Annotated in this window: 23 protein-coding genes, 1 tRNA gene and 1 other annotated feature; of the genes, 18 read left to right on the top strand and 6 right to left on the bottom strand. The window is 46.3% G+C overall.

Annotated features, from left to right (window positions below):
* The first annotated feature begins 466 nt into the window (after positions 1-466).
* Genes argC through argF form a run of 7 tightly spaced genes read left to right on the top strand, consistent with a single transcriptional unit; the run spans position 467 to position 9,630 of the window.
* Positions 467-1,498 (top strand): N-acetyl-gamma-glutamyl-phosphate reductase, encoded by a 1,032-nt coding sequence (argC, locus tag Q9R23_RS10630; protein ID WP_290784188.1) that lies wholly within the window; start codon positions 467-469, stop codon positions 1,496-1,498.
* A 30-nt stretch (positions 1,499-1,528) separates the two neighbouring features.
* A complete protein-coding gene (gene argJ, locus Q9R23_RS10625) occupies positions 1,529-2,746 on the top strand; it encodes a bifunctional glutamate N-acetyltransferase/amino-acid acetyltransferase ArgJ (RefSeq protein ID WP_290784190.1) in 1,218 nt (405 codons plus the stop codon).
* Positions 2,743-3,516: an acetylglutamate kinase gene (gene argB, locus Q9R23_RS10620; protein ID WP_214856452.1), complete on the top strand. Its 774-nt coding sequence runs from the start codon at positions 2,743-2,745 to the stop codon at positions 3,514-3,516. The genes argJ and argB overlap by 4 nt, the downstream gene beginning before the upstream one ends.
* Positions 3,482-4,627, top strand: a complete 1,146-nt coding sequence (locus Q9R23_RS10615) for an acetylornithine transaminase (RefSeq protein ID WP_290784191.1) — start codon at positions 3,482-3,484, stop codon at positions 4,625-4,627. Before argB ends, Q9R23_RS10615 begins: the two co-directional genes overlap by 35 nt.
* On the top strand, positions 4,624-5,682 hold the full coding sequence (locus Q9R23_RS10610; protein WP_290784193.1) for a carbamoyl phosphate synthase small subunit: 1,059 nt from the start codon (positions 4,624-4,626) through the stop codon (positions 5,680-5,682). Before Q9R23_RS10615 ends, Q9R23_RS10610 begins: the two co-directional genes overlap by 4 nt.
* Positions 5,672-8,704, top strand: a complete 3,033-nt coding sequence (gene carB, locus Q9R23_RS10605; RefSeq protein WP_311247012.1) for a carbamoyl-phosphate synthase (glutamine-hydrolyzing) large subunit — start codon at positions 5,672-5,674, stop codon at positions 8,702-8,704. The genes Q9R23_RS10610 and carB overlap by 11 nt, the downstream gene beginning before the upstream one ends.
* Positions 8,701-9,630, top strand: coding sequence for an ornithine carbamoyltransferase (argF, locus tag Q9R23_RS10600; RefSeq protein WP_311247011.1), 930 nt, complete (start codon positions 8,701-8,703; stop codon positions 9,628-9,630). The genes carB and argF overlap by 4 nt, the downstream gene beginning before the upstream one ends.
* A gap of 53 nt (positions 9,631-9,683) precedes the next feature.
* On the opposite strand, the gene Q9R23_RS10595 is transcribed toward argF, so the two are convergent.
* Together Q9R23_RS10595 and Q9R23_RS10590 are read right to left on the bottom strand one after the other, a co-directional pair.
* Positions 9,684-10,493, bottom strand: a complete 810-nt coding sequence (locus Q9R23_RS10595) for an MBL fold metallo-hydrolase (protein WP_035412567.1) — start codon at positions 10,491-10,493, stop codon at positions 9,684-9,686.
* 152 nt (positions 10,494-10,645) lie between these two features.
* A tRNA-Gly gene (locus Q9R23_RS10590) sits at positions 10,646-10,719 on the bottom strand.
* Positions 10,720-10,888: 169 nt separating this feature from the next.
* Between Q9R23_RS10590 and Q9R23_RS10585 the strand changes: the two genes are divergently transcribed.
* Both Q9R23_RS10585 and Q9R23_RS10580 read left to right on the top strand, forming a co-directional pair.
* Positions 10,889-11,434: an imm11 family protein gene (locus Q9R23_RS10585; protein WP_290758091.1), complete on the top strand. Its 546-nt coding sequence runs from the start codon at positions 10,889-10,891 to the stop codon at positions 11,432-11,434.
* Positions 11,431-11,850, top strand: coding sequence for a hypothetical protein (locus Q9R23_RS10580; RefSeq protein ID WP_023467229.1), 420 nt, complete (start codon positions 11,431-11,433; stop codon positions 11,848-11,850). The genes Q9R23_RS10585 and Q9R23_RS10580 overlap by 4 nt, the downstream gene beginning before the upstream one ends.
* A 71-nt stretch (positions 11,851-11,921) precedes the next feature.
* On the opposite strand, the gene Q9R23_RS10575 is transcribed toward Q9R23_RS10580, so the two are convergent.
* Positions 11,922-12,878 carry an alpha/beta fold hydrolase gene (locus Q9R23_RS10575; RefSeq protein WP_035412573.1) on the bottom strand — a complete coding sequence of 319 codons (957 nt, stop codon included), beginning with the start codon at positions 12,876-12,878 and terminating at the stop codon, positions 11,922-11,924.
* A gap of 16 nt (positions 12,879-12,894) precedes the next feature.
* A complete protein-coding gene (locus tag Q9R23_RS10570; RefSeq protein ID WP_311247010.1) occupies positions 12,895-14,574 on the bottom strand; it encodes a formate--tetrahydrofolate ligase in 1,680 nt (559 codons plus the stop codon).
* A gap of 166 nt (positions 14,575-14,740) precedes the next feature.
* Between Q9R23_RS10570 and Q9R23_RS10565 the strand changes: the two genes are divergently transcribed.
* The 5 genes from Q9R23_RS10565 to Q9R23_RS10545 all read left to right on the top strand — a co-directional run bounded on the left by Q9R23_RS10565 (position 14,741) and on the right by Q9R23_RS10545 (position 19,202).
* Positions 14,741-15,628, top strand: coding sequence for a carbohydrate ABC transporter permease (locus tag Q9R23_RS10565; RefSeq protein ID WP_052019165.1), 888 nt, complete (start codon positions 14,741-14,743; stop codon positions 15,626-15,628).
* Positions 15,625-16,512, top strand: coding sequence for a carbohydrate ABC transporter permease (locus Q9R23_RS10560; protein ID WP_035412579.1), 888 nt, complete (start codon positions 15,625-15,627; stop codon positions 16,510-16,512). The genes Q9R23_RS10565 and Q9R23_RS10560 overlap by 4 nt, the downstream gene beginning before the upstream one ends.
* Before the next feature lie 143 nt (positions 16,513-16,655).
* Positions 16,656-16,903: a binding site (T-box leader), on the top strand.
* A gap of 66 nt (positions 16,904-16,969) precedes the next feature.
* Positions 16,970-17,944, top strand: coding sequence for an aspartate--ammonia ligase (gene asnA / locus Q9R23_RS10555; RefSeq protein ID WP_035412582.1), 975 nt, complete (start codon positions 16,970-16,972; stop codon positions 17,942-17,944).
* Between the two features lie 384 nt (positions 17,945-18,328).
* A complete protein-coding gene (locus Q9R23_RS10550; protein ID WP_035412585.1) occupies positions 18,329-18,550 on the top strand; it encodes a hypothetical protein in 222 nt (73 codons plus the stop codon).
* A 16-nt stretch (positions 18,551-18,566) separates the two neighbouring features.
* A complete protein-coding gene (locus Q9R23_RS10545; RefSeq protein ID WP_056063558.1) occupies positions 18,567-19,202 on the top strand; it encodes a DedA family protein in 636 nt (211 codons plus the stop codon).
* 152 nt (positions 19,203-19,354) lie between these two features.
* Here Q9R23_RS10545 and Q9R23_RS10540 read toward each other — a convergent pair whose 3' ends face one another.
* The gene (locus Q9R23_RS10540) at positions 19,355-20,815 is read right to left on the bottom strand and encodes a potassium/proton antiporter (protein WP_035412588.1); all 1,461 of its coding nucleotides are present in this window, start codon (positions 20,813-20,815) and stop codon (positions 19,355-19,357) included.
* Positions 20,816-21,005: 190 nt separating this feature from the next.
* On the opposite strand from Q9R23_RS10540, the gene Q9R23_RS10535 reads away from it, so the two are divergent.
* On the top strand, positions 21,006-22,286 hold the full coding sequence (locus tag Q9R23_RS10535; protein ID WP_056063563.1) for an ABC transporter substrate-binding protein: 1,281 nt from the start codon (positions 21,006-21,008) through the stop codon (positions 22,284-22,286).
* 59 nt (positions 22,287-22,345) lie between these two features.
* Here the strand turns inward: Q9R23_RS10535 and Q9R23_RS10530 are convergent, their stop codons facing one another.
* Positions 22,346-23,635 carry an NCS2 family permease gene (locus Q9R23_RS10530; protein WP_035412593.1) on the bottom strand — a complete coding sequence of 430 codons (1,290 nt, stop codon included), beginning with the start codon at positions 23,633-23,635 and terminating at the stop codon, positions 22,346-22,348.
* Positions 23,636-23,832: 197 nt separating this feature from the next.
* On the opposite strand from Q9R23_RS10530, the gene Q9R23_RS10525 reads away from it, so the two are divergent.
* The 3 genes from Q9R23_RS10525 to Q9R23_RS10515 are packed head-to-tail and all read left to right on the top strand — an operon-like array spanning position 23,833 to position 26,301.
* Positions 23,833-24,159 (top strand): hypothetical protein, encoded by a 327-nt coding sequence (locus Q9R23_RS10525; protein ID WP_311247009.1) that lies wholly within the window; start codon positions 23,833-23,835, stop codon positions 24,157-24,159.
* Between the two features lie 52 nt (positions 24,160-24,211).
* Positions 24,212-25,600 (top strand): sensor histidine kinase, encoded by a 1,389-nt coding sequence (locus Q9R23_RS10520; RefSeq protein WP_311247008.1) that lies wholly within the window; start codon positions 24,212-24,214, stop codon positions 25,598-25,600.
* Positions 25,597-26,301 carry a response regulator transcription factor gene (locus Q9R23_RS10515; protein WP_035412600.1) on the top strand — a complete coding sequence of 235 codons (705 nt, stop codon included), beginning with the start codon at positions 25,597-25,599 and terminating at the stop codon, positions 26,299-26,301. The genes Q9R23_RS10520 and Q9R23_RS10515 overlap by 4 nt, the downstream gene beginning before the upstream one ends.
* Positions 26,302-26,324: the final 23 nt, after the last annotated feature.

The raw sequence follows: 26,324 nt of genomic DNA, 5'->3' as shown, positions 1-26,324 counted from the left end.
TCTGTTGCTAACATGCTTTTATGCATGAAAGCAATGAACAAACGCAATCTTAACGAATAATAACGTTGGCGTCAACTATAAGAGATTCGCCAATGAATTAGAAAAGAGTATAAATGTGACGATTTTTTGTCGTAAACGCTTTCTTTTTTTCTTTAAATCTTGCACAATAGGAAGTATCAGATGACATTTTTGTGAACGATGAGGAGGATACATATGTTTACAATGATTTTTGTGGTAGTCGTTGCGATCATGGGTGCAGGCGTATTTGGGATCGATCATCTCGTAGCACAACGTGCTGAAAAGCGTTAAATGAGTGGATATAAAAGAAGTGTTGAAGGGGCTGTCTTATAGAAGACAATCACTTCAACACTTCTTTTTGTATAAAAACTAATAAAAATTCAATTGACAGTATAAATATACATATGTTTAAATCGGTATAACATTCTTTGAAGGGGAGCGTACAGTTATGAAATGTACCATCATCGGAGTAACAGGATACACCGGAATTGAGCTATTAAGGCTATTAGAAGCACATCCTTCATTTGAAATCGTTTGTTTGATGAGTGATTCGATGGCAGGACAATCGATGAATGAGTTATTCCCATTCATGAATAAAAAAACGTATTCATTATTATCTTCCTTTTCCGTAGAACATTTAACGAAAACAGAGACAGACATAGTGTTCTTAGCGACACCGAGTGGGGTCTCGAAACAATACTTAGAACAACTTCAAAATTGGTCCGGTTACGTTATCGATTTAAGTGGTGATTTACGATTACCGTCTGAATCGTATGAAGCTTGGTATGATAAGGAACCAATTGATGCCCAGTTACAACAAAAAGCGACGTATGGTTTACCGGAATGGAATCGTCAAGCAATCAAAACGAGCAGATGGATTGCGAATCCCGGTTGTTATGCGACAGCGGTCCTTCTTGGACTAGCACCATTCGTAAAAGAGAAAAAAATCGATCCCTCTCAAATCATCATCCAAGCATCTTCTGGTCTAACGGGAGCAGGAAAGACGTTGACGACACAGACTCATCATGTCCATTCCAGTGAAAACGTTCGTTTATATAAAGTAAATCAACACCAACATATTCCAGAAATTGAACAGGCACTTCTCGAATGGAGCGGTTCATCGTATCCGATCACGTTCTCGACGCAATTATTACCGATCAATCGAGGCATCATGGCGATCATGACGGTCCAGCCGTTCCTTGATCAATCAGAAGCAGAATGGCGATCCTGGTTGACGGAACAGTATGCAACGGAACCGTTTATACGTGTACAACACAGCGATCCGGAGATTAAGTCCGTCGTGGGTAGCAACCACTGTGATTTGACCATCTATAAGGATGAACGGACAGGGCGCGTTACCATCGTTTCGGTCATCGATAATATGCAAAAAGGTGCTGCCGGACAGGCCGTTCAAAATGCCAACATTCTAGCAGGATTTGATGAAATGTCTGGTTTGACCCAACAACCGATCTTTATTTAAACACTTGGAGACGAAAGAGGAGGAACGCCTGTGTGGCAAGTACGAGTAGAGACCCCATTGACGATCACGACACCGAAGGGATTTCAAGCATCAGGGGTACACGTGGGGCTAAAGCGAAAGCGAAAGGATCTTGGTTTGATTTGGTGTGAGGAAGGAGCAAGTGCCGCAGCTGTCTATACGACGAATCAGGTGCAAGCGGCACCGATTACTGTGACGAAGCAAGCGATTCAGGCGTCACAAGGACGCATTCATGCCGTCCTCGTCAACAGCGGGAACGCGAATGCCTGTACGGGAGAACTTGGTCTATCACATGCGTATACATCACAACAAGCATTAGCGACACATTTCGGGATCGCTCCTGAACAAGTTGTCATCGCTTCGACTGGGATCATCGGTCAACCGTTAGCCATTGATACGTTACTGGCAGGTATTCCACAGCTGATCCCTACAAATGACAAGGATGCCGCGAGTGATTTCGCCCATGCGATCCTGACGACCGATACCGGTACGAAATCAGCTGGTCAACAATACATGCAAGGGGATGTCCAAATTTCAGTATGTGGTGTAGCGAAAGGGTCAGGGATGATTCATCCGAACATGGCGACGATGCTTGGGTTCTTGACGACCGATGCGACGATTGAACCGGATGTCTTACAGACACTATTGCGCCGGACGATTCATCGGACGTTTAACTGCATTACCGTAGATGGAGACAGTTCGACAAATGACATGGTCATGATTTTAGCGAGTGGAGCTGCAGGGGGAGCGCCGATCGTTGAAGGTACGGACGAAGCATTCGCATTCGAACAGGCCATCGAAACGGTTTGTCAAGATTTAGCGAAACAAATTGCGCGGGACGGGGAAGGTGCGACGAAGTTAATCGAAGTGACGGTAAAGGGAACACAAACCGATGAAGTAGCGCGGATGGTCGCTAAACAAGTCGTCGGATCGTCTCTCGTCAAAACAGCAATCTTTGGGGAAGATGCGAACTGGGGACGAATCATCGCTGCTGTCGGAAGTATTAAGGAGCCGCTTGATGTATCAAACGTTGATATTAAAATTGGTTCGCAGTGGGTGTTACAACAGAGCATGCCTATTTTATTTGATGAAACAATCGCATCGCAGGACCTTGCGCAACAAGACGTCCGAATTCATATCAATTTGAATGATGGAGTAGGACAAGGACACGCCTATGGTTGTGACCTGACGTACGATTACGTCAAAATCAATGCGAGTTACCGGACATGACGAAACGAAAAGTTATCAAACTGGGTGGTAGTGTATGGGAGCAATTGGATGCGCGGTATTTCGAGGAATGGAAAGCGTGGGTCGAAACCGGTAACGAACTATTGATCGTGCATGGGGGTGGTCCACTTCTATCGAGTTACTGTGAACAAGAGGGAATCAAACCCGTGTTTCGAGACGGTGTCCGTGTGACGACGGATGGTGTGTTACTCGGGGCGCGACGGATCTTAGCAGGGGAAGTCCAATCCGGGATCGTCCAGCAATTGAATCAGGCAGGAATTCCAGCGGTCGGGATGAGCGGGTTAGACGGTGCGAGCGTCCATGGTAAAAAAGTCAAAGGACTCGGGGCAGTTGGTCAAATTACGCACATTCATCCACGATTGTTCACAGTGTTGAGTACGAATGGTTATGTGCCGGTCGTCACATCCCTTGTCACAGGGGAACAAGGTGTGTTGAACAGTAACGGGGATGCGTGTGCCATTGCTGTCGCGAAGGCTTGGTCCGTCGACCGATTTGAATTGTTGACGGATGTCGAAGGTGTAAAAGTAAACGGTGACTATCAATCAGAAATCACGTCTGCAGCTATCGAAGCTGCGATCGCGTCGGGAGAAATTTACGGGGGAATGATTCCGAAGGTCGAAGCGATGATGCAGGCCACTCAGCATGGTATTTCAGAGGTCGTCATTCGATCGGGAAAAAATGCGTTAGCTGCAGGGACACGAATCAAGGAGGAATTACATGAGTGCACTACTACCCACTTATCAACGTACTGATGTGGAATTGGTCAAAGGACAAGGATCGATCGTAGAAGATGCGACAGGAAAGACGTATCTTGATTTCATCATGGGAATCGCTGTATGCAACACAGGGCACCGTCATCCTTATGTTCAGCAACGGCTAGAGGAACAGTTGAACCGAATTTGGCATACGTCGAATCTGTTTCAAATCGCGGCACAAGAGCGGGTCGCCGAGCGACTGACGGAAGACAGTCATCTCAGTCATGCTTTCTTTTGTAACAGTGGTGCTGAAGCAAACGAGGCGGCGTACAAACTCGTTCGAAAATGGACAGGGAAAACAGAAGTTGTCACGTTTAAACAATCTTTCCATGGTCGGACATTTGCGATGATGGGCGCAACAGGACAGGAAAAAATCAAAGCGGGATACGGGGAGATGGTGAATGGATTCAAACATCTACCGTTTAACGAGATGGAAAGCCTATCAGCAATTACGGATCAAACTGCTGCTGTATGGCTTGAAATCATTCAAGGAGAGGGTGGGGTCGTCGTCGCTGACGATGCGTGGCTAGAAGCGTTGGTGAAGAAGGCGCAGCAATACGATGTCAAAATCATCGTCGATGAAGTGCAAACCGGAATTGGTCGGACGGGTTCACGTTTTGCATTTGAGCAGACACCACTCGTACCGGATATCATCACCCTTGCGAAAGGACTTGGAAGTGGACTCGCGGTTGGTGCACTACTCGCAACGGAAGAGGCAGCAGAAGTATTCACGCCCGGATCGCATGGTTCGACATTTGGTGGAAATCCACTCGCGATGACAGCTGCAGAAGCAACACTTGACCTCTTGTTAAGTGACACTGTCATGGCAGACATTCAAGAAAAAGGTGAATATTTACGTCAACAATTAGAAAAAAAATTACCCAAGTCGATCGTGAGTTCTATTCGTGGTCGTGGCTTGATGATTGGTATTGAATGTACGATGCCTGTCGCACCGCTGATTGACGGCTTACGTGAGAATGGTCTTCTTGTCGTTTCGGCTGGTCCTCATGTCATTCGCTTGTTGCCATCGTTATTCGTGACGGAACAAGAACTCACGCAAGCCATCGAAAAAATACAACTCGTTTGTCAACAGGAGGTCATCGTATGAAACAATCCGGAAAACTAACGCTTGCGAACGGAACGACGTTTACCGGTTCGTGGCAAGGAACAGTTCCAGTCAAAGGAGAAGTCGTCTTTTTTACTGGGATGACAGGATATCAGGAAGTCTTAACGGATCCATCTTATCAGGGGCAAATTCTTGTCTTCACATATCCGTTGATCGGTCAATACGGTATTCAAGCGGAGGCGTCAGAAAGCAACCAGATTCAAGTCGCTGGTGTCATCGTTCAAACTTTGGCTGAGGATGGGCAAGGAACATCACTCGCAAGCTGGCTAGGCGAAGCGAATGTTCCGGTTTTGTCGGGAGTCGATACGCGTTCCCTTGTACATCTATTACGAACGGAGGGCGACCAATTCGGAGACATGATGCAAGAAGATATGGCAGTCACTGCGTCAATCGATACAGCATACATCGCCTCTGTGTCGACGACTTCAAACGTTGAATACGTTCCGGAAGTCGAAGAGGGTCATGTCGTCTGTATCGATTACGGTGTGAAACAATCGATGATCGATGCTTTGCTTGAACGCCATATGCGTGTGACGGTCGTGCCATACGATACGACACCGGAACGGATTCAAGCACTGGCACCAGACGGTCTGCTGTTTTCCAATGGACCTGGTGATCCGACGCAACTAGATCCATTCCTTTCAGAAATCCGTGAACTGGCGACGAGCTATCCGACACTTGGTATTTGTATGGGACACCAAGTTCTCGCTCATGCGTTCGGTTGTACCTTATTAAAACAACATCATGGACACCGAGGAGCGAATCATCCTGTACGTCATCTAGCATCCGGACAAGTATTCATGACGTCTCAGAATCATGGTTATGCCGTTGATGTTAAAAGCATCGAAGCGTCTGAGATGGAACTTGCGTATGAACACATCAATGATGGATCCGTTGAAGGATTGATTCATCCGGCTCTACCGATCATGACAGTCCAGTTTCACCCAGAAGCGAGTCCAGGACCGACAGAGGCGATGGTCGTCTTCGATCAATTCGTAAATACCGTATTACATCAGGAGGTAGCATATGTGGGATAAACAGAAAGTACTCGTCATCGGTTCGGGTCCGATCGTCATCGGACAAGCAGCAGAATTTGATTATTCCGGCACACAAGCCTGTCAGGCGCTTCGAGAAGCGGGATGCGAGGTCATCTTAATGAATTCGAATCCGGCTACTATCATGACGGATCCGAGCACGGCAGATCATGTCTACATTGAGGCGATGACTCTTGAAAAAGCAACAGCTATCATCAAACAAGATCGACCGTCCCATCTCCTAGCGACGGTCGGCGGACAAACGGCACTCAATCTTGCAATGTCACTCGAAGAAGCAGGAGTACTTGAGCAATACGGTGTCGAACTCCTAGGGACATCGCTTGAGACGATCCGAGACGGAGAAGATCGCGAACGATTCAAGCAAAAGATGATCGAGCTCGCGCAACCGCTCCCGGAAAGTCAAACGATCGAATCGTTAGCAGAGCTTGAAGAATTCATGGCAGTACATGGTGTCCCACTCGTCATCCGACCAGCCTTTACGCTCGGGGGAACGGGCGGTGGAATTGCGCTGACAAAGGACGAAGCACGTCTGCTAGCGCAAAACGGCTTACAAGCAAGTCCGATTTCACAGTGTTTGGTTGAAGTGAGTATTGCTGGTTATAAAGAAGTCGAATATGAAGTCATGCGTGACAGTGCAGATACGACGATCATCGTCTGTAACATGGAAAACATTGATCCCGTCGGTGTCCATACCGGAGACTCTGTCGTCTTTGCACCGATTCAATCGATTTCGGATCGAATGAATCAGCAATTGCGGACGGAAGCGCGTAAAATCGTGTCGCACCTCGGTGTCATCGGTGGATGCAATATCCAGTTTGCGATCCACCCGACGGAAGAACGCTACTTCGTCATTGAAGTCAATCCGCGTGTCAGTCGCTCTTCAGCACTTGCTTCCAAAGCGACGGGGTACCCGATTGCGAAATTAGCGACGCGTCTTGCACTCGGTGAGCGACTCGACGACTGTATCAATCCTGTCACGAAGGAGACGATGGCGAGCTTCGAACCGACGATGGATTATATCACGGCAAAAGTGCCTTGTTTCCCGTTCGATCTATTTACTGACAGTAACCGGACACTTGGTACACAAATGAAGGCGACCGGTGAAAGTATGGCGATGGGGAAGACGCTGGAAGAAGCGTTACAAAAGGCGTGGCGTGGTGCAGGAGTCGAGCAATCGCCTCTTTATCCGACATGGATGAAAACAGCGGAGGCTGGCGTATTGTGGAAAGAAATAAAAGTGCCGACGGACCGTCGTCTGCTCGCGATGTTAGCACTACTAGATCGTCAGGAAACGACCGTCGAAGAACTCGTCGAACAGACGAAAGTACAAGCTTTATTCGTCAAAGTACTCCAGCGCCTCGTCGATCAGCAACAAAAAATTGATTTATCGAATGAAAGTTCTTTAAAACAGACAAAAATGATGGGCTTCACGGACGAACAAATTGCCTTTCTGACGGGTGTCGGTGCTGTAGACGTCGAGCATTTACGTAAAGAGAAAGGCATCCTTCCTGTCTATCATATGATTGATACATGTGCAGGAGAGTTCAAGAGTGCAACTCCTTACTTCTACGGAAACTGGAGTGGTCAAACGGAAGTCACTGCATCGACGAAAAAGAAAGTCGCTGTCATCGGTGCGGGACCCATTCGGATCGGTCAAGGAATCGAATTTGATTATTGTTCCGTTCACGCGGTACGTGCACTACAAGCATCCGGTTATGAAACGATCATGATCAACAATAATCCGGAGACCGTCTCGACCGACTTCGAAGTCGCAGATCGCCTATATGTCGAGCCGCTGACACTCGAAGACGTCATGCATGTCCTAGAAGCAGAGGATTGCCAAGATGTATTAGTCCAGTTCGGAGGACAAACGGGGATTTCGCTTGCGTCTGGTTTGGAGAACGCCGGTTATCATCTTCTTGGAACGACGGCAGCTGTCATCGATCAAATGGAAGACCGTGAGCGGTTCTATCAATTTTTAGACGACATCGGTGTCAATCGTATTCCAGGACAAGAAGTGGCGACACACGAACAAATGATAGAAGTCGCAACAACGATTGGTTACCCGGTCATGATTCGTCCTTCCTATGTCATCGGAGGTAAGGGGATGCATATCATCCACGATCAAGAGCAATTAGAGACGATCGTTTCCGAATTAGCATTCCCTGTCCTCGTGGATGCCTACCTCCAAGGAAAGGAAATCGAAGTCGATTGCATTACGGACGGAACAACGACGTACGTTCCGATTTTGATGGAGCAATTGGAACGGGCAGGAGTTCACTCTGGAGATTCGACGATGATTCTACCACCTGTATCGCTCAGCGCAACCGTTCAGAGCGAAGTAGAACGAATTGCACAGATGATCGGGCAACGGATGGATTATAAAGGAGCGTACAATATCCAATTCGTCTTGCATGACGATCAGGTCTACGTGCTAGAAATCAATCCGCGTGCCTCCCGCACGTTACCGATCGTCGCCAAAGTAACGGGTCAACCAATCTTGCAGTGGGCAGTCCAAGCTGCTGTCGGTCAAGCGGTCGCACTACCAACAGAACAGACGAAACTTAATTTCCATGCCGTCAAGACCCCTGTTTTTTCAACGCTGAAACTACAAGGAGTCGATCCGAAAACAGGCCCTGTCATGCGTTCGACAGGTGAAACGTTGCAATGGACGACAGACGGACTGGCACTGGAGCGTTTCATTTTCGACGAGACGACGAAACGACATTTGACCGCAAGAGACATCATCGTTGCTGGAGCAGATACCGAGGCATTCGGAACAGGTGTAGCGTTAGATGAAACGATCGACTGGGCACAATGTGCGATTTTCTATTCACACGTGACAGAAGAAAAAACGAGTCGCGAAGCAGCGCTTGCTGCCGGAGTACAAGTTCTGACAGAACCTGAACTAGCACAGTATCATCTACAAGCGGTAGAAAAGTCCCCTTATGCTGTGAAGCCACTTCATACATGGACAGAGCCGATCAAGGAGGAAGTACAATGAAGACGATGCAACAACTGCAACATTTTTTGACGATGGCGGAACTGACGCCGGAAGCATTGACGGAGCTATTGGCACTCGCGAAAGACATCAAGCATCAACCAAGCGTTTACCAAAACGTATTAAGCCATAGAAAAGTGGCCTTATTGTTTGAAAAGGCATCGACGCGGACACGCCTATCATTTGAAGTGGGTGTCGTCGAACTCGGCGGACATCCAGTCGTACTGAGTGGAGCAGATATGCAAATCGGTCGGGGGGAGCCGCTTTCTGATACGATTCAAGTCATGAGCCGTTACGTCGACGCCCTGATGATTCGGACGTTCGGTCATGAGATCGTCGACACGCTGGCGGCACACGGCACGATTCCAATCATCAATGGATTGACGGATCTACACCACCCGTGCCAAGTCCTTGCTGACTTGTTGACGATCGAAGAGACATTCGGAACCCGGCCTGGAAAGATTTTGACATATATCGGGGACGGGAACAATATGGCGCATTCGCTAATGATTGGTGGAGCGCTCAGTGGAATGGAAGTCCGAATTTGTGCGCCAGCAGCCTATGCTCCTAATCCACAAGTCGTTCATGAGGCACAAGCCATCGCAAAAGAAACAGGTGGAAATATCATCGTCATGACGGACCCTAAGGAAGCAGCGAGTGGTGCGGATGTCGTGTATACGGATGTCTTCGCAAGCATGGGGCAAGAGGAAGAAGCGACGATGCGTCTGCAAGCATTTGAAGGATATCAGGTCAATGACAATATCATGAATCAAGCGAATGATGAAGCCATTTTCTTGCACTGCCTGCCGGCACACCGTGGGGAGGAAGTCACGGCAGACGTCATCGATGGCAAGCAATCTGTCATCTTCGATCAAGCCGAGAATCGTCTCCATGCACAAAAAGCGTTACTCGTCACATTACTTGGATAATCATAAAAGACTCGGTCGCCGATTTAGCGACCGAGTCTTTTGGTTGATGAAAGTTAATCGTAGTGACGCCGTGCTAATCGTTCCTCGTGTTCTTGTTTGACTTGTCGCTTATTTTTTTCGTGCAGACGTTTCATGAACGGAGTCGTTTGCCAGGATGGTGCCCAGTCAGATTCTTTTCCGGCACGGAGCGCGAGGATATAATCATAGCTCTGATGAAGTCGTTCAATCATCTCTGTTCGGACATCGCAAATGTGACCGTGTCCGGGAATCAAGAGTTTGACTTCATATTCATAAATGAACGACTCGAGTAGTTCGAGTGTCGTCAAATATTCAGAGGAATCGTGTTCAATCAAAGGGATTTCAACATCGGAAGCATAATCACCGCAGACTAACAAGTGAAGTGGCATGACGATGAAGGAAAGGTGAGTCGCTTCATGACCGGGCGTCATAAAGAAGATCAGCTTCGTCTGTCCAATCGTCAAAATCGTTTCAGACTCATGGATCACATGCGTCACATCTGGAAATAGCACGGGGGAGTCGATGTAAAATTCATCGTTAAAGTCTTGAACGGCTTTGAGCGCTTCTTGTCGATCGACATCGATGAACGGTTTAGAAGCGATGACGATGGCATCCGTAAAGGCGTAAGCACCTAAAATATGATCAAAATGAGCATGCGTATAGACGACATATAATGGTCGTTCACGACGCACGATTTCAACGTCTCGACGAATCGTTGCAATCTCATCAGGAAGCCAGCCAGGATCGACGACAATCAGACAATCAGGCGTCTCGATCAATGTTGAGGTCGTTTTCATAAGTGTACTTTGATAAATCGTCACGCCAGGCATTTTCATCTGAATCATACGAATCCTCCTTTACGAATCTCTATCTATATCGTTGTATACCCATAAATTCGTTGGAATCATCAGCAGAACCAATAAAAAAGACGACTCGCACGCCGCGAGTCGCCTGCCCTCTAGAGGGAAATGGTCCTAGACCTATGTTATGTCATAATTGGAGCGGGTGAAGAGAATCGAACTCTCGTCATCAGCTTGGAAGGCTGAGGTTTTACCATTAAACTACACCCGCGTATTGGCTACATGAAATATAGTAGCATAGCAAAGAGAGCATTTCCATAACTTTTATGAAAAAAGGCAATTTCTTTTGAGATTCAGTGTACAATAATACTAGTTAATCGTTTGCACTGGTAATCTTGATTTGTAATATGGGTAAAGTTGGGTAGAGGAGAGAGTGTCTGGTGAATGAAGTAAGAGTTTGGAGCGAACAGCCGATGGGAAAAGGATGGGAAGCAATTTGTCATCACCAATTCGATCGTCATCGCTTATTGATAGGAGAGTGGTTCCATAACGTAGGTGTACTTGCTTTTTCCATCAATCAAGATGCGGATTTGTTACCGGATGTCCTTCCAAACACATTCGATCTGCCGCTCGTCTCGGAACGTGTGCAGCGAGTCATTACAGCATATGCGCCCTTTTCTGTACAATGTCTCAAGGTACATCTTGAGACGAAGGACGGAGTGGTTCCGTACTATCTTCTCAATCTCTTATCTGTCAGTCGGATCGAACATTTACATACGACGGATGTATTCCGTCCGATTCCGAGACGGCGCGTCTATTTTTTGACAGAGCGACGAATCAGCGATTCGATATGTCCGCATCATCTTATGCGAGATGAGCGAACACATCGCATGTTCGTCTCTGCTCAACTCGCTCGACAATTCGAGCGTATGGCTGTGACGGGTATTCGCTTTGAAGAGATACAAAGAATGGAGGAATTCAAATGAAACAGTACACAGTCGATCATTGGATCACGCTAGAATATCCAAAGGTATTTGAATATCAAGAAGAAGAAACATACGTCAGTTTTTATTCAACAGACGAAAATGCAATGGGCACACTACAATTATCCATTTATGAGTCCGATTCAGAAGAACTGACACCGTATGAAGCGGCAGAACAAGAAATCAATTTGTTGGTAGAAGAGTTCGGCATCGAACTAACGGGAGCACTTGAAGTCCGCCGTAATTCAACAAAAGAAGCATTGCTAGCAGTAGACGGGAAAGAAGAAGATATCTTCTTACGCATCTATGCGTATTCAGACGGGGAACGGCTAGTCCTATTGACATACTCCGCAGAACGCGAGACGCTTGAAATCGAGGAAATCGAAGCGATGATTTCTTCACTAACTTGGATTCAATGAAGTACACAATAGATTGTTCAAAAGGCAGCAGATCCAAGGATCTGCTGCCTTTTTGTATCGATCGATATGACTTAAGAAGAACGAGAAGATGAGCGTGTAGCTGCAGGGTTGACTTGTTTATTCAACCAGCTCGCGATATCTGCGAAAACGCGGATACGTTCGAACTCATGGAAGAGCTCGTGGCGTAACCCTTTATAAATCGTCAGCTGTACGGCATCGACACGGACACGGTTATACATATCGAACAGATGATGGATACCTTTGCCGTCAAATGCGACCGGATCATCGCCACCCGCGATCAACAAGAGCGGTAAATGTCGCGGGTGCTGATAGATGGAGGCAAGTGCGTTGACGAGTTTCGTTGCGTGCAAGAGTTCATGGAAGAACCCGAGTGTGACCGTTTGACCGGATAACGGATCTTCATCATAGCGCATGACGGATTGTGGATCCGAAGAGAGCCAGGCATTTTTCGATAGTGCCGGGAAGAAACGTAGATTATAGCGTCCGAAGACCAGTTGTCCGAAACGTTCAGCAAGATGTGTAGAAGAAAGCTGATTGATTTGGCGTTCGACGAGCTTTTCGCTGATGTTACCGAGTAAACCTGTGCTCGTCGGAGGGCCGCTCGCGATGATTCCTGCTACCGTGTGACCGAGTGTTTGACCAATCCGGCGAGCGATCAACGAACCAAAACTGTGACCGAAAATGAATACTGGTAACGTCGGGTAACGTTCTTTGATGTCAGAGACGAGTTCTTCTGCGTCCTGCATCAATTGATTAAAACCTTGATTAGGTTCAAGATGACCGAGTGTCCCGCGCTGTGCAGCTTGAGTTCCGAAACAGCGCAAATCTGCGATGATCGTGTGGTAATGATGAGCATAGAGGAATTCTGCGAATTCCTCATACCGTGCGCCATGCTCCATCATCCCGTGAAAGACGATCACGACTCCTTTCGAATCATGTGCTTCGAGGCTATGCAATGTCGTAGTATAGCCGTCAGAGGCTATCCAGTGTGAATGATCAATCGTCATGTAACTCATCCTCTCATTAAGAAAGTCCGAATACCTGTCCGTCTTCCGAAACGCCCATATGGAAGGCAGCAGGAACCGCGGGTAATCCCGGCATCGTTAATACATTCCCAGTCAATGCAACGATGAATCCTGCACCAATCGATGGTCGGATTTTACGAACTGTAATCGTGAAGTCTTCGACACGACCATATCGAGCGGGGTCATCGGTTAAAGAAAATGGCGTTTTTGCCATACAAATCGGTAAATGATTCAATCCCATCTCCGTACACCGTTCGAGTTCGCGGAGGGCTTTGTCTTCAAAATGAACGTCGGCTGCGCCATAGACACGTTTTGCGATACGTTCGATCTTTTGACGAAGCGGCAACTCGTCAGGGTACAGTGGACGGAACTGGCTTGGTTCCTCAAGTGCTTGCATGACTTCCGCGACGAGTGCTTCACCGCCGGCACCGCCTTTACTGAAGACTTCGCTTTCCGCCACACGAATATTTCGTTCCTGGCACCATGTCAAAATCATGTTCCGCTCGGCTTCCGTATCGGTGAAGAAACGGTTCAAGGCAACGACGGCAGGGACACCGAACAAGTTCATCGTCTCAACGTGTTTTTCAAGTAAAGCAAGACCATCCGTTAAGGCAGCGAGGTTTTCTTCGCTGAGTTGTGTTCTGTCTACACCACCATGCATCTTCAAGGCACGAACCGTAGCGACGATGACGACGGCATCCGGATGGAGTTCGCCAATCCGAGATTTGATGTTGAAGAATTTCTCAGCTCCTAAGTCAGCGCCGAATCCTGCTTCTGTGACAACGTAGTCACTTAACTTCAACGCGGTTTGTGTAGCAATCAAAGAGTTGCAGCCGTGTGCGATGTTCGCGAACGGTCCGCCATGAATCAATGCCGGTGTTCCTTCGACGGTCTGAACGAGGTTTGGGCGAAACGCATCTTTTAGAAGCAACGTTGCAGCTCCTGATGCTTGAATATCCTTGACCGTAACCGGCTGTTGATCGTACGTATACGCAACGACAATGCGGCTCAGGCGTCGTTCGAGATCCGTGATAGAGTCTGATAGACAGAGGACAGCCATGATTTCGGAAGCGACCGTGATATCGAAGCCATCTTGACGCGGAACGCCATGTGCAGGACCGCCGAGACCAATCGTAACTTGGCGCAAGGCACGGTCGTTTAAATCAAGCACGCGTTTCCAGACGATACGGCGTGGATCAATGCCAAGAATGTTGCCTTGATGCAGGTGATTGTCGAGCAAGGCACTGATTGTATTATGAGCAGATGTGATCGCATGCATATCACCTGTGAAATGGAGATTGATCTCCTCCATCGGCAGGACTTGGCTATAGCCACCACCACACGCACCACCTTTTAATCCCATCGTCGGACCAAGTGAGGGTTCCCGTAAACAAATCATCGTCTTATGGTTTGCTCGGTGTAGTGCTTGTCCGAGTCCGACAGTGACGGTTGATTTCCCTTCACCGGCAGCCGTTGGATTGATAGCAGTGACAAGAATCAGTTTGCCGTCAGATTTCGTTCCCAACCGGTTCAGCAGCCCGTCTGTCAACTTCGCTTTATACTTTCCGTACGTATCAAAATCTTCTTCTTGCAAACCAATCCGATCCGCGATTTCTCGAATCGGACGTAAGACAGTTTGTTGTGCGATTTCTAAGTCAGAACGAATGGTCTTTTCCATGGTATCGACTCCCTCTTTGATAGGATCTCTCTTTTTTCTAATAGTAGCCTATCTAGTGCGAACGCGCCAAAAGAAAACGTTCAATATTTTCCACCCAATGGGTCAAATGGTGACGTGTTCAAGTGTAAGTGAAAGACGTACTGTAGAGTGGAGGAGGGATGAAACAATGACATCTGGACAAAAGAAGTGGAAACGCGGTCTTGATTTTTGGCTCTTCGTCGGACCGGTCTTTCTTGTATTCGCAGTGATCGTGCTTGTACCGTTTTTCAATGGCGTCATGTATTCGTTCACGGACTGGAATGGTGTAACAGGAGAATTAAATTGGATCGGCTTTGATAACTATGTCCGTCTCTTTACGAGTGACGAGCAGTTTCAGCAGTCATTTTGGTTGACGACGAAATATACGGTCGTCGCCGTCGTCTTAACGAATGTCGTCGGTTTCATCTTGGCGTTCTTATTGACACAAAATATTCGCACACGTAATTTCTTACGGACAATATTCTTTATGCCGAACTTAATCGGTGGATTGATTCTCGGATTCGTCTGGCAGTTCATCTATGTCAAAGGCTTTGCATCAATCGGTGAATTGACAGGGTGGAGCATATTTGAACTTCCATGGTTAGGAGATGCCCGAACAGGGTTCTGGGGTATCGTCATCGTTTCAATTTGGCAAGGTGGCGGTTACATCATGGTCATCTATATCGCGGCTCTACAAAACGTTCCTCAAGAGCTGATTGAAGCAGCAAAAATCGATGGTGCCAATCGTCTATCGACGTTACGGAACATTACGTTGCCACTGATTATGCCGTCCGTCACGATTTGTCTGTTCTTAACGATTTCGTGGTCCTTCAAGTTATTCGATACGAACTTGTCACTAACGAATGGTGGACCCTTCAAATCGACCGAAATGCTTGCTTTAAACATTTACAAGGAATCGTTTACGAATAATAATCTTGGACTCGGTTCAGCGAAAGCAATCATCTTCTTCGTTGTTGTTGCGGCGATTACAGTCACTCAAGTCTATCTGACGAAAAAACGGGAGGTGGAAGCATGAGTACGGCACAACCGTTACCTACTCCGCAAGAGGAGAAACCAAAGCGCTCTAAAAAGGCGAGAGGTCGTTATTCACTCCGTCTTGGAACAGTCGAACTAGCAGCCTTATTGATGGGGCTTCTGTATATGATTCCGTTTTATTACGTCGTCTCGAATTCATTCAAGACGCAGGGAGATATCTTTACGAACACATCGGGTCTACCAAAGGAATGGATGACTTCCAACTATTCAGAAGCATGGGAAGCCATGAACTTCGGAAAAGTCTTTTTAAACTCCGTCATCATTACAGTCGGTGCTAATGCGGTCATCATCATCTTTTGTTCGATGGCAGCCTGGAAGCTTGTCCGTACGAAAACACGTTTGTCGACGATCATCTTCTTCTTGTTCGTTGCCGCGATGATTATTCCATTCCAATCAATCATGATTCCTTTATCGAAACTGTCGGGGGATCTTGGATTACAGAATAGTTATTGGGGACTGATTTTGATGTACCTTGGTTTTGGTTCTGGACTATCGATCTTCCTGTATCATGGTTTCATGAAGTCGATTCCTGAAGAAATCGAGGAGGCAGCAATCATTGATGGTTGTTCACAATGGGGTGTGTTCTGGCGCATCGTCTTCCCATTGCTCAAGCCGATTACAGTGACGATCATCATCTTGAACACGCTGTGGATTTGGAACGATTTCTTATTACCATCGCTCATGTTACGAGATGTCGATTTACGGACGATTCCTCTCGCGACGTTTTACTTCTTCGGACAGTATACAAAACAATGGGACTTGGCTCTTGCCGGGCTCGTGCTTGGGATCATTCCGTTGTTGCTATTCTTCTTCGCCCTGCAAAAACAGATCATTCAAGGGATTACAAGTGGATCAATCAAATAATTTTTGTAAGCGCGTTCTCGATTCTAGGAGAACGCTTTTTTTATGTTTCATGCATCAGATTAATCTGATAACTTTTATTTTTTTGAAAAAAAGGCTTTTCAAATACTTGCGACCTGTTGTACGATGTTCTCAATTCAATTGTAACAACGACGTTGAAGGGAAGAGTAACACCTTGTACGACCGTATAGCGAGCTGGGGATGGTGAGAGCCCAGTCGGAAGCAAGATGCGAAGAACCTCCCGGAGTCGCTACCCGAACCCGAATGTCAGTAGGCGTAGCCGGAGTTGCCTGTCCGTTATCATATGGCCGAAGATGAAGTGATTCGTCTTTTGAGTGAGCAACATCGTTGCTAACATGGGTGGTACCGCGGAACCGAGTCTTTCGTCCCATATTCTTGGGAAAGAAGGGCTCTTTTTTATGGCTTCTTTTTCAAAACACAATTGAGGAGGAACACCACCATGACAACACTCGTATCGATGAAACACACACAGGAAGCAATCACACTCGTAAAGAAACGCTTTGAGGAACGCTTTTCGACGACACTCGGATTAACACGTGTTGAAGCACCATTGTTCGTAGAGAGCACACTCGGCGTCAACGACCATCTCAACGGCGTAGAGCGCATCATCCGCTTTGATGCACTAGATCACACGACAGATCTTGAAATCGTCCAATCCCTTGCGAAATGGAAACGTCAAGCGCTTCACACATACGGATTCGAAGCTGGAGAAGGATTATACACATTAATGCATGCGATTCGTCGTGATGAGATACTTGATGCGACACATTCCATCCACGTCGACCAGTGGGATTGGGAACGGGTCATTACGAAAGAACAACGGACGAGTGCCTATCTAAAAGAAACGGTACAAGCGATTTATGCAACGATTCGCCAAGTCGAGCAAGAAGTGGAAGCAGAGTATGGCATTTCAGCGATCTTACCGGAAACGATTCATTTCATGACAACACAAGAACTAGAGGATGCCTATCCAACGCTTTCAACAAAAGAACGTGAAACAGAGGTCACGAAGGCATACGGTGCTGTTTTCTTGATGCAGATTGGTGGCGCGCTTGCTTCGGGAGAGAAGCATGATGGTCGAGCGGCAGATTACGACGATTGGACACTCAACGGTGACATCTTAGTACATCACCCAGAAATCGGAGCATTTGAATTGTCTTCAATGGGAATTCGTGTTGACCGTGAAGCGCTATTAAAACAGACGTCCATCGCTCAAGAAGAGGATAAATTGGCTTTCCCGTTCCATCAAGGTGTGCTCGAAGAGCGTCTGCCGTTAACGATGGGTGGAGGGATTGGTCAATCACGTATGGCGATGTTCTTATTGAAGAAACGTCATATCGGCGAAGTCCAAGCTTCTGTATGGTCGGAAGAGACTCGTAAAAGTCTTCAAGCTGAAGGTATTCACTTGCTCTAACATATATATAGTAAGAAAGCGTCAAAGGAATGATATTTTAAGTAACGAAGGGGCTGACTCAAAAAAAGAATGACGCGTCTTTTCAAGCCCTTTCCTCAGGCGAGACACAAGCCCCGCTTTCCTGCTTCATTCAAGCAGGAAAGCGGGGCTTGTTTGTCTCTGACAGCGCATAATGCGCTTTTTCCTGTAGGAGTGGCGTGTGACGCGTCATTCTTTTTGTTAAAAGATAAGGGTGGCAGATCATGATTCTGCCACCCTTATCTTTGTAGAGACTGACTTTTGAGTCAGCCCCTTTTTTTAAAGGTCATAAGACCTCAGGCGGAGGAAAAGCGTGTCAATTCTTGATAGAATGGGGATAACAATAAATAAGAAAGAGGTGAAAGCATGTCTTCTCTATTAATCGTCGGAATACTCATCCCCATTTTGTTCATTGCGTTTCTTTGGTTCAACATTAAAGGTTTACGGACAATGTGGCGGGATTATAAACGGACAGGCTCAATCGTTGCACTCGGCTTTTTCATTGTCGGGGTCATCGGAATTTTCACAGGTGTCTGGACAACTCTAGTCGTCATCATTTATTATCTCCTCCGTCCAGCGAGAGGATGAACGGAGGGTTACTCGTATGTTGGAATGGTTATTTTCGGCCGGAGAATCCAATCTCTGGCTGTTTTTAGGAATCATGATCATTGGTCTTGGAACAGAATTGATTCCAGCAGAAGTCGGATTACCGCTACTCGGTTTATATGTATCGAACGGAACGGTCAGTTGGACAATTGCTGTTCTCGTCGGCTTTCTAGGGAGTTTGATGGGGGCGACAGTCTTTTATCTCTTAGGGCGTTACGCAGGTCGTCCAATCCTTGTACGATACGGAAAATGGTTACTGATCAAAGAAAAAGAAATTGAGCAGGGTGAGCGAATCGTCGGAAAGTATGGAACATGGTCCGCGTTATTTGGACGATTCTTCCCTGTCGTTCGTTCAGTCGTCTCGATTCCCTGTGGTCTGTTTGGTCTTTCATTCAAGCGCTATCTACTCGCTTCAAGTATTGGATTATTTCCGGTCTCTTTCTTTTACATCTGGGTCGGGGAGCGATTCGGAGTAAAGCGAGCGGAGTCAATGCTTAAAGGGCTAGAGCAGGAGTTATGGTGGATTTTAGGCGGAATCGTCGTAATCCTCGGCGGGTACATCCTGTATCGTCGCTCTAAAGCGAAACAACACGGACAGACGCAAGACGTAAAAACGAAGCAACAGAATAAATGAAGGGGTCGACAAAAAGTCAGTCTCTACAAAGATAAGGGTGGCAGAATGATGATCTGCCACCCTTATCTCGTAAAAAAGGACTCGTCACACGCGACACCTACAGGAAAGGGCGTGAAAAGACGAGTCCTTCTTTTTTTGAGTAAGCCCGGGATTCAAGCAGGAGGAAACAAGAATCGCTTCAGCGACTTAATACGATGTTTAGGCGTCAGCAGTAACAGTTGATCATTGCCTTCAAGAGCAGTGTCGCCACGGGGAGTAATGATATGATCATCGCGAATGATGGCGGTAATCAAAAACTCTTGCGGTAGATCGATTTCTGATATCGTCGTTCCGATGAACGGATGGGACATCGGTAACGTCAATTCAATGATTTCTGCGTTCGGTTTACCGATCGACATGAACTCAATGACCGTATGGATAGCAGAAGTCTGTGTCTCGTTGAGACGTAACCGTTCGGAAAGGAATGTCAACATGCTCCCTTGAATCAGTGTCGATAGTAGAACTGTAAAGAACACGATATTGAAAATCATCGATGCATTCTCGATGTCGGCAACGAGTGGGTATGTCGCAAGAATGATCGGTACCGCTCCTTTTAGACCAGCAAAAGAAATAAAGACCTTCTCTTGCCACGAATAACGAAACGGCAATAAGCTAATCCAAACGGACAGCGGTCGAGCAATGAAAATCAAAATCAACGCAAGGGCAACGGAAGACAGGATAACCCGGATATCGAGCAATTGTTTCGGGAAGACGAGCAACCCGAGAACAATGAACATTCCGATTTGAGCTAGGTGTGCCATACTCATCGTAAAGCGGACGAGCGTCTGACGGTAGACGAGTTCATGATTACTGATATAGATTGCTGTCACATAAACGGCGAGAAATCCACTAGCATGAAATGTATCAGCTAACCCGAAAGACAAGAAAGCAAACGACATGAGTAAAATCGGATAAAAGCTCGAGGAAGATAAGTCAATCCGATTGATCAAGGTTGAAGCTGTCCATCCAATGAATAGACCGATTAAAAGCCCCATCGACATTTCCCAAACGAGTGAACCGAGTCCCATCAAGAGTGATGCTTCTTCAGGATTCGTCACGAATTCAAGGAATAAGACGGTCAAAAAGACAGCCATGGGGTCATTCGTTCCAGATTCAACTTCGAGTGTTGACCCTACCTTACGTCGGATCGGTTGTCCACTTAAGACAGAAAAGATGGCAGCAGCATCCGTCGATCCTACGATTGCGCCAAGTAAAAAGGCATTCGCCCAACTGAAGCCAAGAATGTAATGGGAGGCAACTGCAACGATGGAAGTAGCAATGAAGACTCCGAACGTTGCAAGAGAAAGCGAAGGTGCGAGCTCGTGTCGCACTTCTTTCCACGCTGTTTGCAGACCACCTTCAAACAGAATGATGATCAGAGCGACAGTTCCAAGAAGCTGGGCAAGTTCCGCATCGTCAAAACGAATGAAACCCGTAATATCACTTCCGGCAATCATACCAAGAGCGATAAAAATCAATAGAGCAGGAATATTCAGACGACTTGATAACTTCGTCGTCCACACAGCGGCGAACAATAGTATACCAATCAATAAAATCGTGAATTGTAAGGACATGGCATCAAGCTCCTATTCAATAAAGAATCTTCTAGTTTCATGATACAACAATCCCGATGAAAAGACTCGGATAACGATTGTTCAATATTTTCCACCACACCGGACAACTTTCTCTCTCTTCATTGCAAGCGTTTTCATTTATTGTGAAGGTGTAGCACGTAAATGAAACGAAATCAGGGAGGGAATCCGAATGCGTAAAAGAAGATGGGCAGCATTACCCGTCGTCACAACGGCGATGGTCGTCGCTTTGGCAGCATGTGGTGGCGGTACATTGAATAGCGATGACTCGAAAGATAGTGGTTCAAAAGATGGTAAGACGCTCAACGTATTCCAATTCAAGGCTGAAATCGCAAAAGACATGGAAAAAATGGCAAAAGCGTATGAGAAGGAGACGGGGACGAAAGTCGTCGTACAAACAGTTGGTGGTGGATCGGATTATGGTGCTGCCTTGAAGTCGCAGTTTGCCTCTGGGAATGAACCGGATGTCTTTAACAACGGTGGCTTTACGGAAGCAAAAACATGGCAGGATAAATTAGAAGATTTGTCAGACGAAAAATGGGTCGGTGATCTAACGGACCTATCAAAAGAGCCGATGACGATTGATGGAAAGTTATACGGCATGCCGATGAACCTTGAAGGATACGGCTTCATCTACAACAAAGATATCTTCAAAAAAGCAGGCATCACAGAGCTTCCAAAAACATTAACGGAATTAACGGATGCATCTAAAAAGTTGAAAGCAGATGGTGTGACGCCGTTTTCGATCGGATATGGAGAATGGTGGATTCTTGGAAACCACCTAATGAACATTCCGGTCGCACAGCAGGATGATCCAGATCAGTTCATCGCGGACTTGAATGCTGGAAAAGCTAAATTCGAAGATAACAAACAGTTCAAGGAATTCATGAATCTGTTTGATTTGACGATTAAGTACGGGAATAAAAATCCGTTAACGACGGATTACAACACGCAAGTTTCTCAGTTCGCTGAAGGTAAGACAGCGATGATTCAACAAGGGAACTGGGCACAGCAATTGATCACAGATGTGAATCCGGATATCAATATGGGCTTCATCCCGATGCCAATCAATGACGATAAAGAAAAAATGGATCGTCTCCCTGTTGGCGTACCAAATAACTGGGTCGTCAATAAAAACTCGAAGAATAAAGCAGAAGCGAAAAAATTCCTCGAGTGGATGGCGACATCTGATACAGGAAAAGACTACATGGTCAACAAATTCAAGTTTATTCCGGCCTTCAAATCAATCGAAGCAAAAGATTTAGGACCGCTTGCGGATGATATCCAAGCGTACTCGAAAGCTGATAAAACGATCTCATGGAACTGGTTCAAGTATCCGGATGGTGCAGTAAACGAGTTTGGTGCGATCATGCAGGCATACGTCGGTAAGCAAAAAACAGCTGACGAGATGCTACAAGATTTCACGAAAACATGGGACAAAATGAAGAAATAAGAAGTGATTCAAAAAAACATGCTTGTTCCGATCAACTGACGGAACAGGCATGTTTTTTATTATAGGAAAAATAATTGGATGAAGAAGAGAAGCGCAAATACATAGATGAGTGGATGGACGCGCTCTTTTTGGATGGCTTTCATGATCGGATAAACGATGAAGCCGAATGCGATACCGGTTGCGATGCTACCGGATAACGGCATGATCAAGATGACAAGGAAAGCTGTGAAAGCTTCACTGAAATCATCCCATGGAATCTGTTTGATGTTTTGAATCATAAAGGCACCGACTAGAATCAACGCGGGTGCGGTAATCGCGGGAACACTTGAAATCGATTGAACGAACGGTCCAAAGATGGCAGATAATGCGAAGAGTATCCCGACCGTCACGGACGTGAGTCCAGTCCGACCACCCGCAGCAACACCTGCTGCAGATTCTACATAAGCAGTTGTTGGACTTGTTCCGAACAAGGAACCGGCAACCATCGCAGTCGAATCAGATAATAGTGCGCGTTCACTATTTTTCAATGATCCATCTTCTTCAATCAATCCAGCTTGTTCACCGACAGCGACCATCGTACCTGTCGTGTCAAACATCGTTACGAGCACGAAGGAGAGGACGCCGCTGAATAGCCCGTACTGAAATACGTCCTGAATGGCGTTGAACGGATTAGTGATGATCAATCCTTCCGGTAACGTTGGTAACGCGACGAAGGAATCTGAGAACTTTAATTCACCTGTCAAAAATGCGATCACACCAGAAAGGATCATGGCGTAAAGGATAGCTCCTGGTACCCGTTTGATCGTCAAGATCGCAGCAACTAATAACCCGATGAGTGTGATCAGCGCTTCTGGTGACGTCAAGGCACCAATCGTGACCAGTGTATCTTCACTACCAATGAGAATTCCTGACATCTTGAGACCAAGTGAAGCGATGAAGAGACCGATTCCACCCGTGATGGCAAGCTTTAAGGTCATCGGAATGATTTCGATCAGTTTCGTACGGATCGGCGAAAGTGACAACAATAAGAAGATGACACCAGCGACGAACACGACTGAAAGTGCTGTTTGATATGGAATTTTTTCACCGACGACAAGTGTATATGTGAAGTACGCGTTGAGTCCCATTCCGGGTGCGACTGCGATCGGTAGATTCGCATAGAACCCCATTAAAAGTGTACCGATCAATGTAGCGATGATCGTCGCAGAAAAAGCTTGGGCTTGAGGGATACCGGCATCTGCTAAAATCGTCGGATTGACGAGCAAAATGTATGCCATCGTAATAAACGTTACAAATCCGGCTTGGATTTCACGTTTTACGGTTGTTTGGTGTGCGGCAAGTTTAAACATGGATAAAAGAACCACCTTCATAACAAATTGATTAAAAGACGAACATTGATGATATTATAGTAAAATTCATTCGGAATCAAGTCGAAAGAAAAAATAATTTATTATTGCAATCCTGAAAGAGAATATCAGGAAATGATGTAAGCGAATTCAAGGTTATGATACGATTGATTACAAGAAAAAGGATGGGGGCGCCTTTTATGAAAAGTATCCGGACACGTTTGATTCGTCTCGTTGTCTTAGCGATCTTAATTCCGACAGCCCTCGCGACTTCGATTTCCTATCTTTATGTACGACACCAGAACATCGAACAGGCAGAACATTCTAGCCTGAACGTGTTGACTCGGGGAAATACACAGGTGACTCATTATATAGAGGATATTCGACGTCTATCAACGAGTTTATATGCGAATCGCTCGTTGATGAACATCATGCGTGTCGGAGCGGATCAGGAACTAGACGAATCCGATGGAGTCGTCTCGCGGGCGATGTTAGGTCTATTTTTATCCCGACAGGATAGATATTGAGCAGTTACATTTCGTCATCTTGAATGGCTATTCGGAGTATTCGGTTTACAATATGAAAACGACGAGTCGGGGAACATTTGATTGGATGCAAGAAACGGATTATTTTCGATTAATGAAACAAAAAAACAATTGGTTGATTGACGGAGCTCACCCGATCGAACCGTACAATGTGCATACGATGATTCTCGATGAGAAACAAGTCGTCAGTTTTCGTTATCGGATTGATCGTGTCGAGACGGATGAGCCGCTTGGGTTCCTCTCAGTCGATATTCCGGTTCGGGTATTTGAACAGCAATTAAAATTGTTCGAGAATGATCCGGATGAGTCGCTGTGGCTGATGACCGATCAACGTGTTCTGGCACAGACTGGAGCAAAGATGGACCTACCTACCGACCAATTCACTGGACAGAGTGGAAGTCTACGTGTCGGAAAATCGTTCATCGTCTACTCGAAAACGATGACGAACGGAATCCCGTTGACACTGATCAAACGGATTCCTTATGCATCCGTCATCCAAGGGGCAAACGAGACGGCATTGATTCTCGTACTGATTGGTCTCGCTTCTCTTATCGTCATGATTATTGCCGCGAGTCTGGTTGCCATGCAAATCACGAAACCGATTAAACAGTTGACGGCAAACGTCTGGCGAGTCGAACAGGGTGATTTATCGGCACCGTTCGTTGCCACGACGAATGACGAGATTGGATTACTCAATCGTCAGTTCCAACGCATGATTCAACGGATCGATCGTTTGATTAAACGGGAATATCGATTGGCGCTCGAAAATCGGACGAATGAGCTTCGAGCCTTACAATCTCAACTCAATCCTCACTTTTTATTCAACGCCTTGCAATCGATCGGAACGACGACGTTACAAGGGGACCGGAAGATCGCGTACCGCTCCATCACCGGATTATCGCAAATGATGCGTTACTCGATGAACAATGAACAAACGATCGTAACGTTAAAACAAGAAGTCGATCATCTTCAAGCATACATCCGTCTGCAACAGCAACGTTTTCCTGAGCGATTCCGTTATATCGTCGACGTCCCTTGGCACCTCAATGACATTGAAGTACCAAAGATGATCTTACAACCGTTTGCTGAAAACTATTTCAAACACGGCTTCCGTCAACAATTAGCGGCGACAGAAAACTATCTTGCCTACAAAGTACGGACGGATGGTGGACGTCTCATCATTCAAATCGAGAATAGCGGTGCCGTCCTTGAAACAGGACGACTTGAAGAAATTGATCGAAAAATGCGTATGCATCGTAGTCCAGAGGATCTCGAGACGAGCGGGATCGGTCTCCACAATATCTACGAACGTCTCTTGATATTTTACGGGGGGGAAGCAAGTATGACCCTCTCTTCTCCAGTGACGGAGGGAGGATTTAAAATCGTGATTCGGATTCCATATGAAAAGGGGGATTTGGCATGAACGTATTGATCGTAGATGATGAACGACATGTACGAGAAGCGGTCAAACTGCTCGGAGAATGGGACAGATGGCGTGTTTCAAACCTATACGAGGCGGAACATGGGGAAGAGGCAAAACGTTTACTGGATACCGGAACGATCGATTTAATGCTGACCGACGTCGAAATGCCTGGACTGGACGGATTAACGTTACTGGAATGGACAAAAAATCATCATCCAAAGGTCGTCACGATCGTGCTGACAGGGTATGATGATTATACGTATATGCGGCGTGCCATTTTGCATCAATCCTTTGATTATTTATTGAAGCCAGTTGATCCAGATGTACTCAATGATGCCTTGTCCCGCGCGATGGAATGTATCCATCCGGTAGTGGAATCAGGGGAAGCGATTGATCAAATCGCAAAATACATCGAAACGCATTATGCGGAAGAATTGACACTACAATTCATGAGCGAACGGTTTTACTTGAGCCGAGAGTATATATCACGGCGCTTCAAACAGCGTTTTTCTGTTAACTTATCTGATTACATTCAAACAATTCGTTTGAATCGGGCGAAGGAATTGTTGAGCGAGACGGAAGCGCGTATTTATGAAATTGCGCTTGAAGTCGGATATCAGGACGATAAGTATTTTCGGAAAGTGTTCAAAAAACAATTCGGTGTCACACCGAACGAGTTTCGTGAATTGTTGTCGATTTAAACGACTATCGAGGAGGAATCGTA

It is taken from the genome of Exiguobacterium sp. BRG2, from assembly GCF_031844245.1.
Classification (GTDB): Bacteria; Bacillota; Bacilli; order Exiguobacteriales; family Exiguobacteriaceae; genus Exiguobacterium_A.
Note: the sequence above shows the minus strand (reverse complement) of the source record. Positions and strands in the feature narration are given on the sequence as shown.

Excerpts from the sequence above, each read along its gene's own strand:
- argB (WP_214856452.1), top strand. The coding sequence starts at position 2,743 with ATGACGAAACGAAAAGTTATCAAACTGGGTGGTAGTGTATGGGAGCAA.
- carB (WP_311247012.1), top strand. The coding sequence starts at position 5,672 with ATGTGGGATAAACAGAAAGTACTCGTCATCGGTTCGGGTCCGATCGTC.
- Q9R23_RS10575 (WP_035412573.1), bottom strand. The coding sequence starts at position 12,878 with ATGACGATTGATCATTCACACTGGATAGCCTCTGACGGCTATACTACG.
- Q9R23_RS10515 (WP_035412600.1), top strand. The coding sequence starts at position 25,597 with ATGAACGTATTGATCGTAGATGATGAACGACATGTACGAGAAGCGGTC.
- asnA (WP_035412582.1), top strand. The coding sequence starts at position 16,970 with ATGACAACACTCGTATCGATGAAACACACACAGGAAGCAATCACACTC.
- Q9R23_RS10545 (WP_056063558.1), top strand. The coding sequence starts at position 18,567 with ATGTTGGAATGGTTATTTTCGGCCGGAGAATCCAATCTCTGGCTGTTT.
- Q9R23_RS10535 (WP_056063563.1), top strand. The coding sequence starts at position 21,006 with ATGCGTAAAAGAAGATGGGCAGCATTACCCGTCGTCACAACGGCGATG.
- Q9R23_RS10565 (WP_052019165.1), top strand. The coding sequence starts at position 14,741 with ATGACATCTGGACAAAAGAAGTGGAAACGCGGTCTTGATTTTTGGCTC.
- Q9R23_RS10570 (WP_311247010.1), bottom strand. The coding sequence starts at position 14,574 with ATGGAAAAGACCATTCGTTCTGACTTAGAAATCGCACAACAAACTGTC.
- Q9R23_RS10560 (WP_035412579.1), top strand. The coding sequence starts at position 15,625 with ATGAGTACGGCACAACCGTTACCTACTCCGCAAGAGGAGAAACCAAAG.
- argF (WP_311247011.1), top strand. The coding sequence starts at position 8,701 with ATGAAGACGATGCAACAACTGCAACATTTTTTGACGATGGCGGAACTG.
- Q9R23_RS10525 (WP_311247009.1), top strand. The coding sequence starts at position 23,833 with ATGAAAAGTATCCGGACACGTTTGATTCGTCTCGTTGTCTTAGCGATC.
- Q9R23_RS10550 (WP_035412585.1), top strand. The coding sequence starts at position 18,329 with ATGTCTTCTCTATTAATCGTCGGAATACTCATCCCCATTTTGTTCATT.
- Q9R23_RS10520 (WP_311247008.1), top strand. The coding sequence starts at position 24,212 with ATGAAAACGACGAGTCGGGGAACATTTGATTGGATGCAAGAAACGGAT.
- argC (WP_290784188.1), top strand. The coding sequence starts at position 467 with ATGAAATGTACCATCATCGGAGTAACAGGATACACCGGAATTGAGCTA.
- Q9R23_RS10540 (WP_035412588.1), bottom strand. The coding sequence starts at position 20,815 with ATGTCCTTACAATTCACGATTTTATTGATTGGTATACTATTGTTCGCC.
- Q9R23_RS10610 (WP_290784193.1), top strand. The coding sequence starts at position 4,624 with ATGAAACAATCCGGAAAACTAACGCTTGCGAACGGAACGACGTTTACC.
- Q9R23_RS10530 (WP_035412593.1), bottom strand. The coding sequence starts at position 23,635 with ATGTTTAAACTTGCCGCACACCAAACAACCGTAAAACGTGAAATCCAA.
- Q9R23_RS10615 (WP_290784191.1), top strand. The coding sequence starts at position 3,482 with ATGAGTGCACTACTACCCACTTATCAACGTACTGATGTGGAATTGGTC.
- Q9R23_RS10580 (WP_023467229.1), top strand. The coding sequence starts at position 11,431 with ATGAAACAGTACACAGTCGATCATTGGATCACGCTAGAATATCCAAAG.
- Q9R23_RS10595 (WP_035412567.1), bottom strand. The coding sequence starts at position 10,493 with ATGATTCAGATGAAAATGCCTGGCGTGACGATTTATCAAAGTACACTT.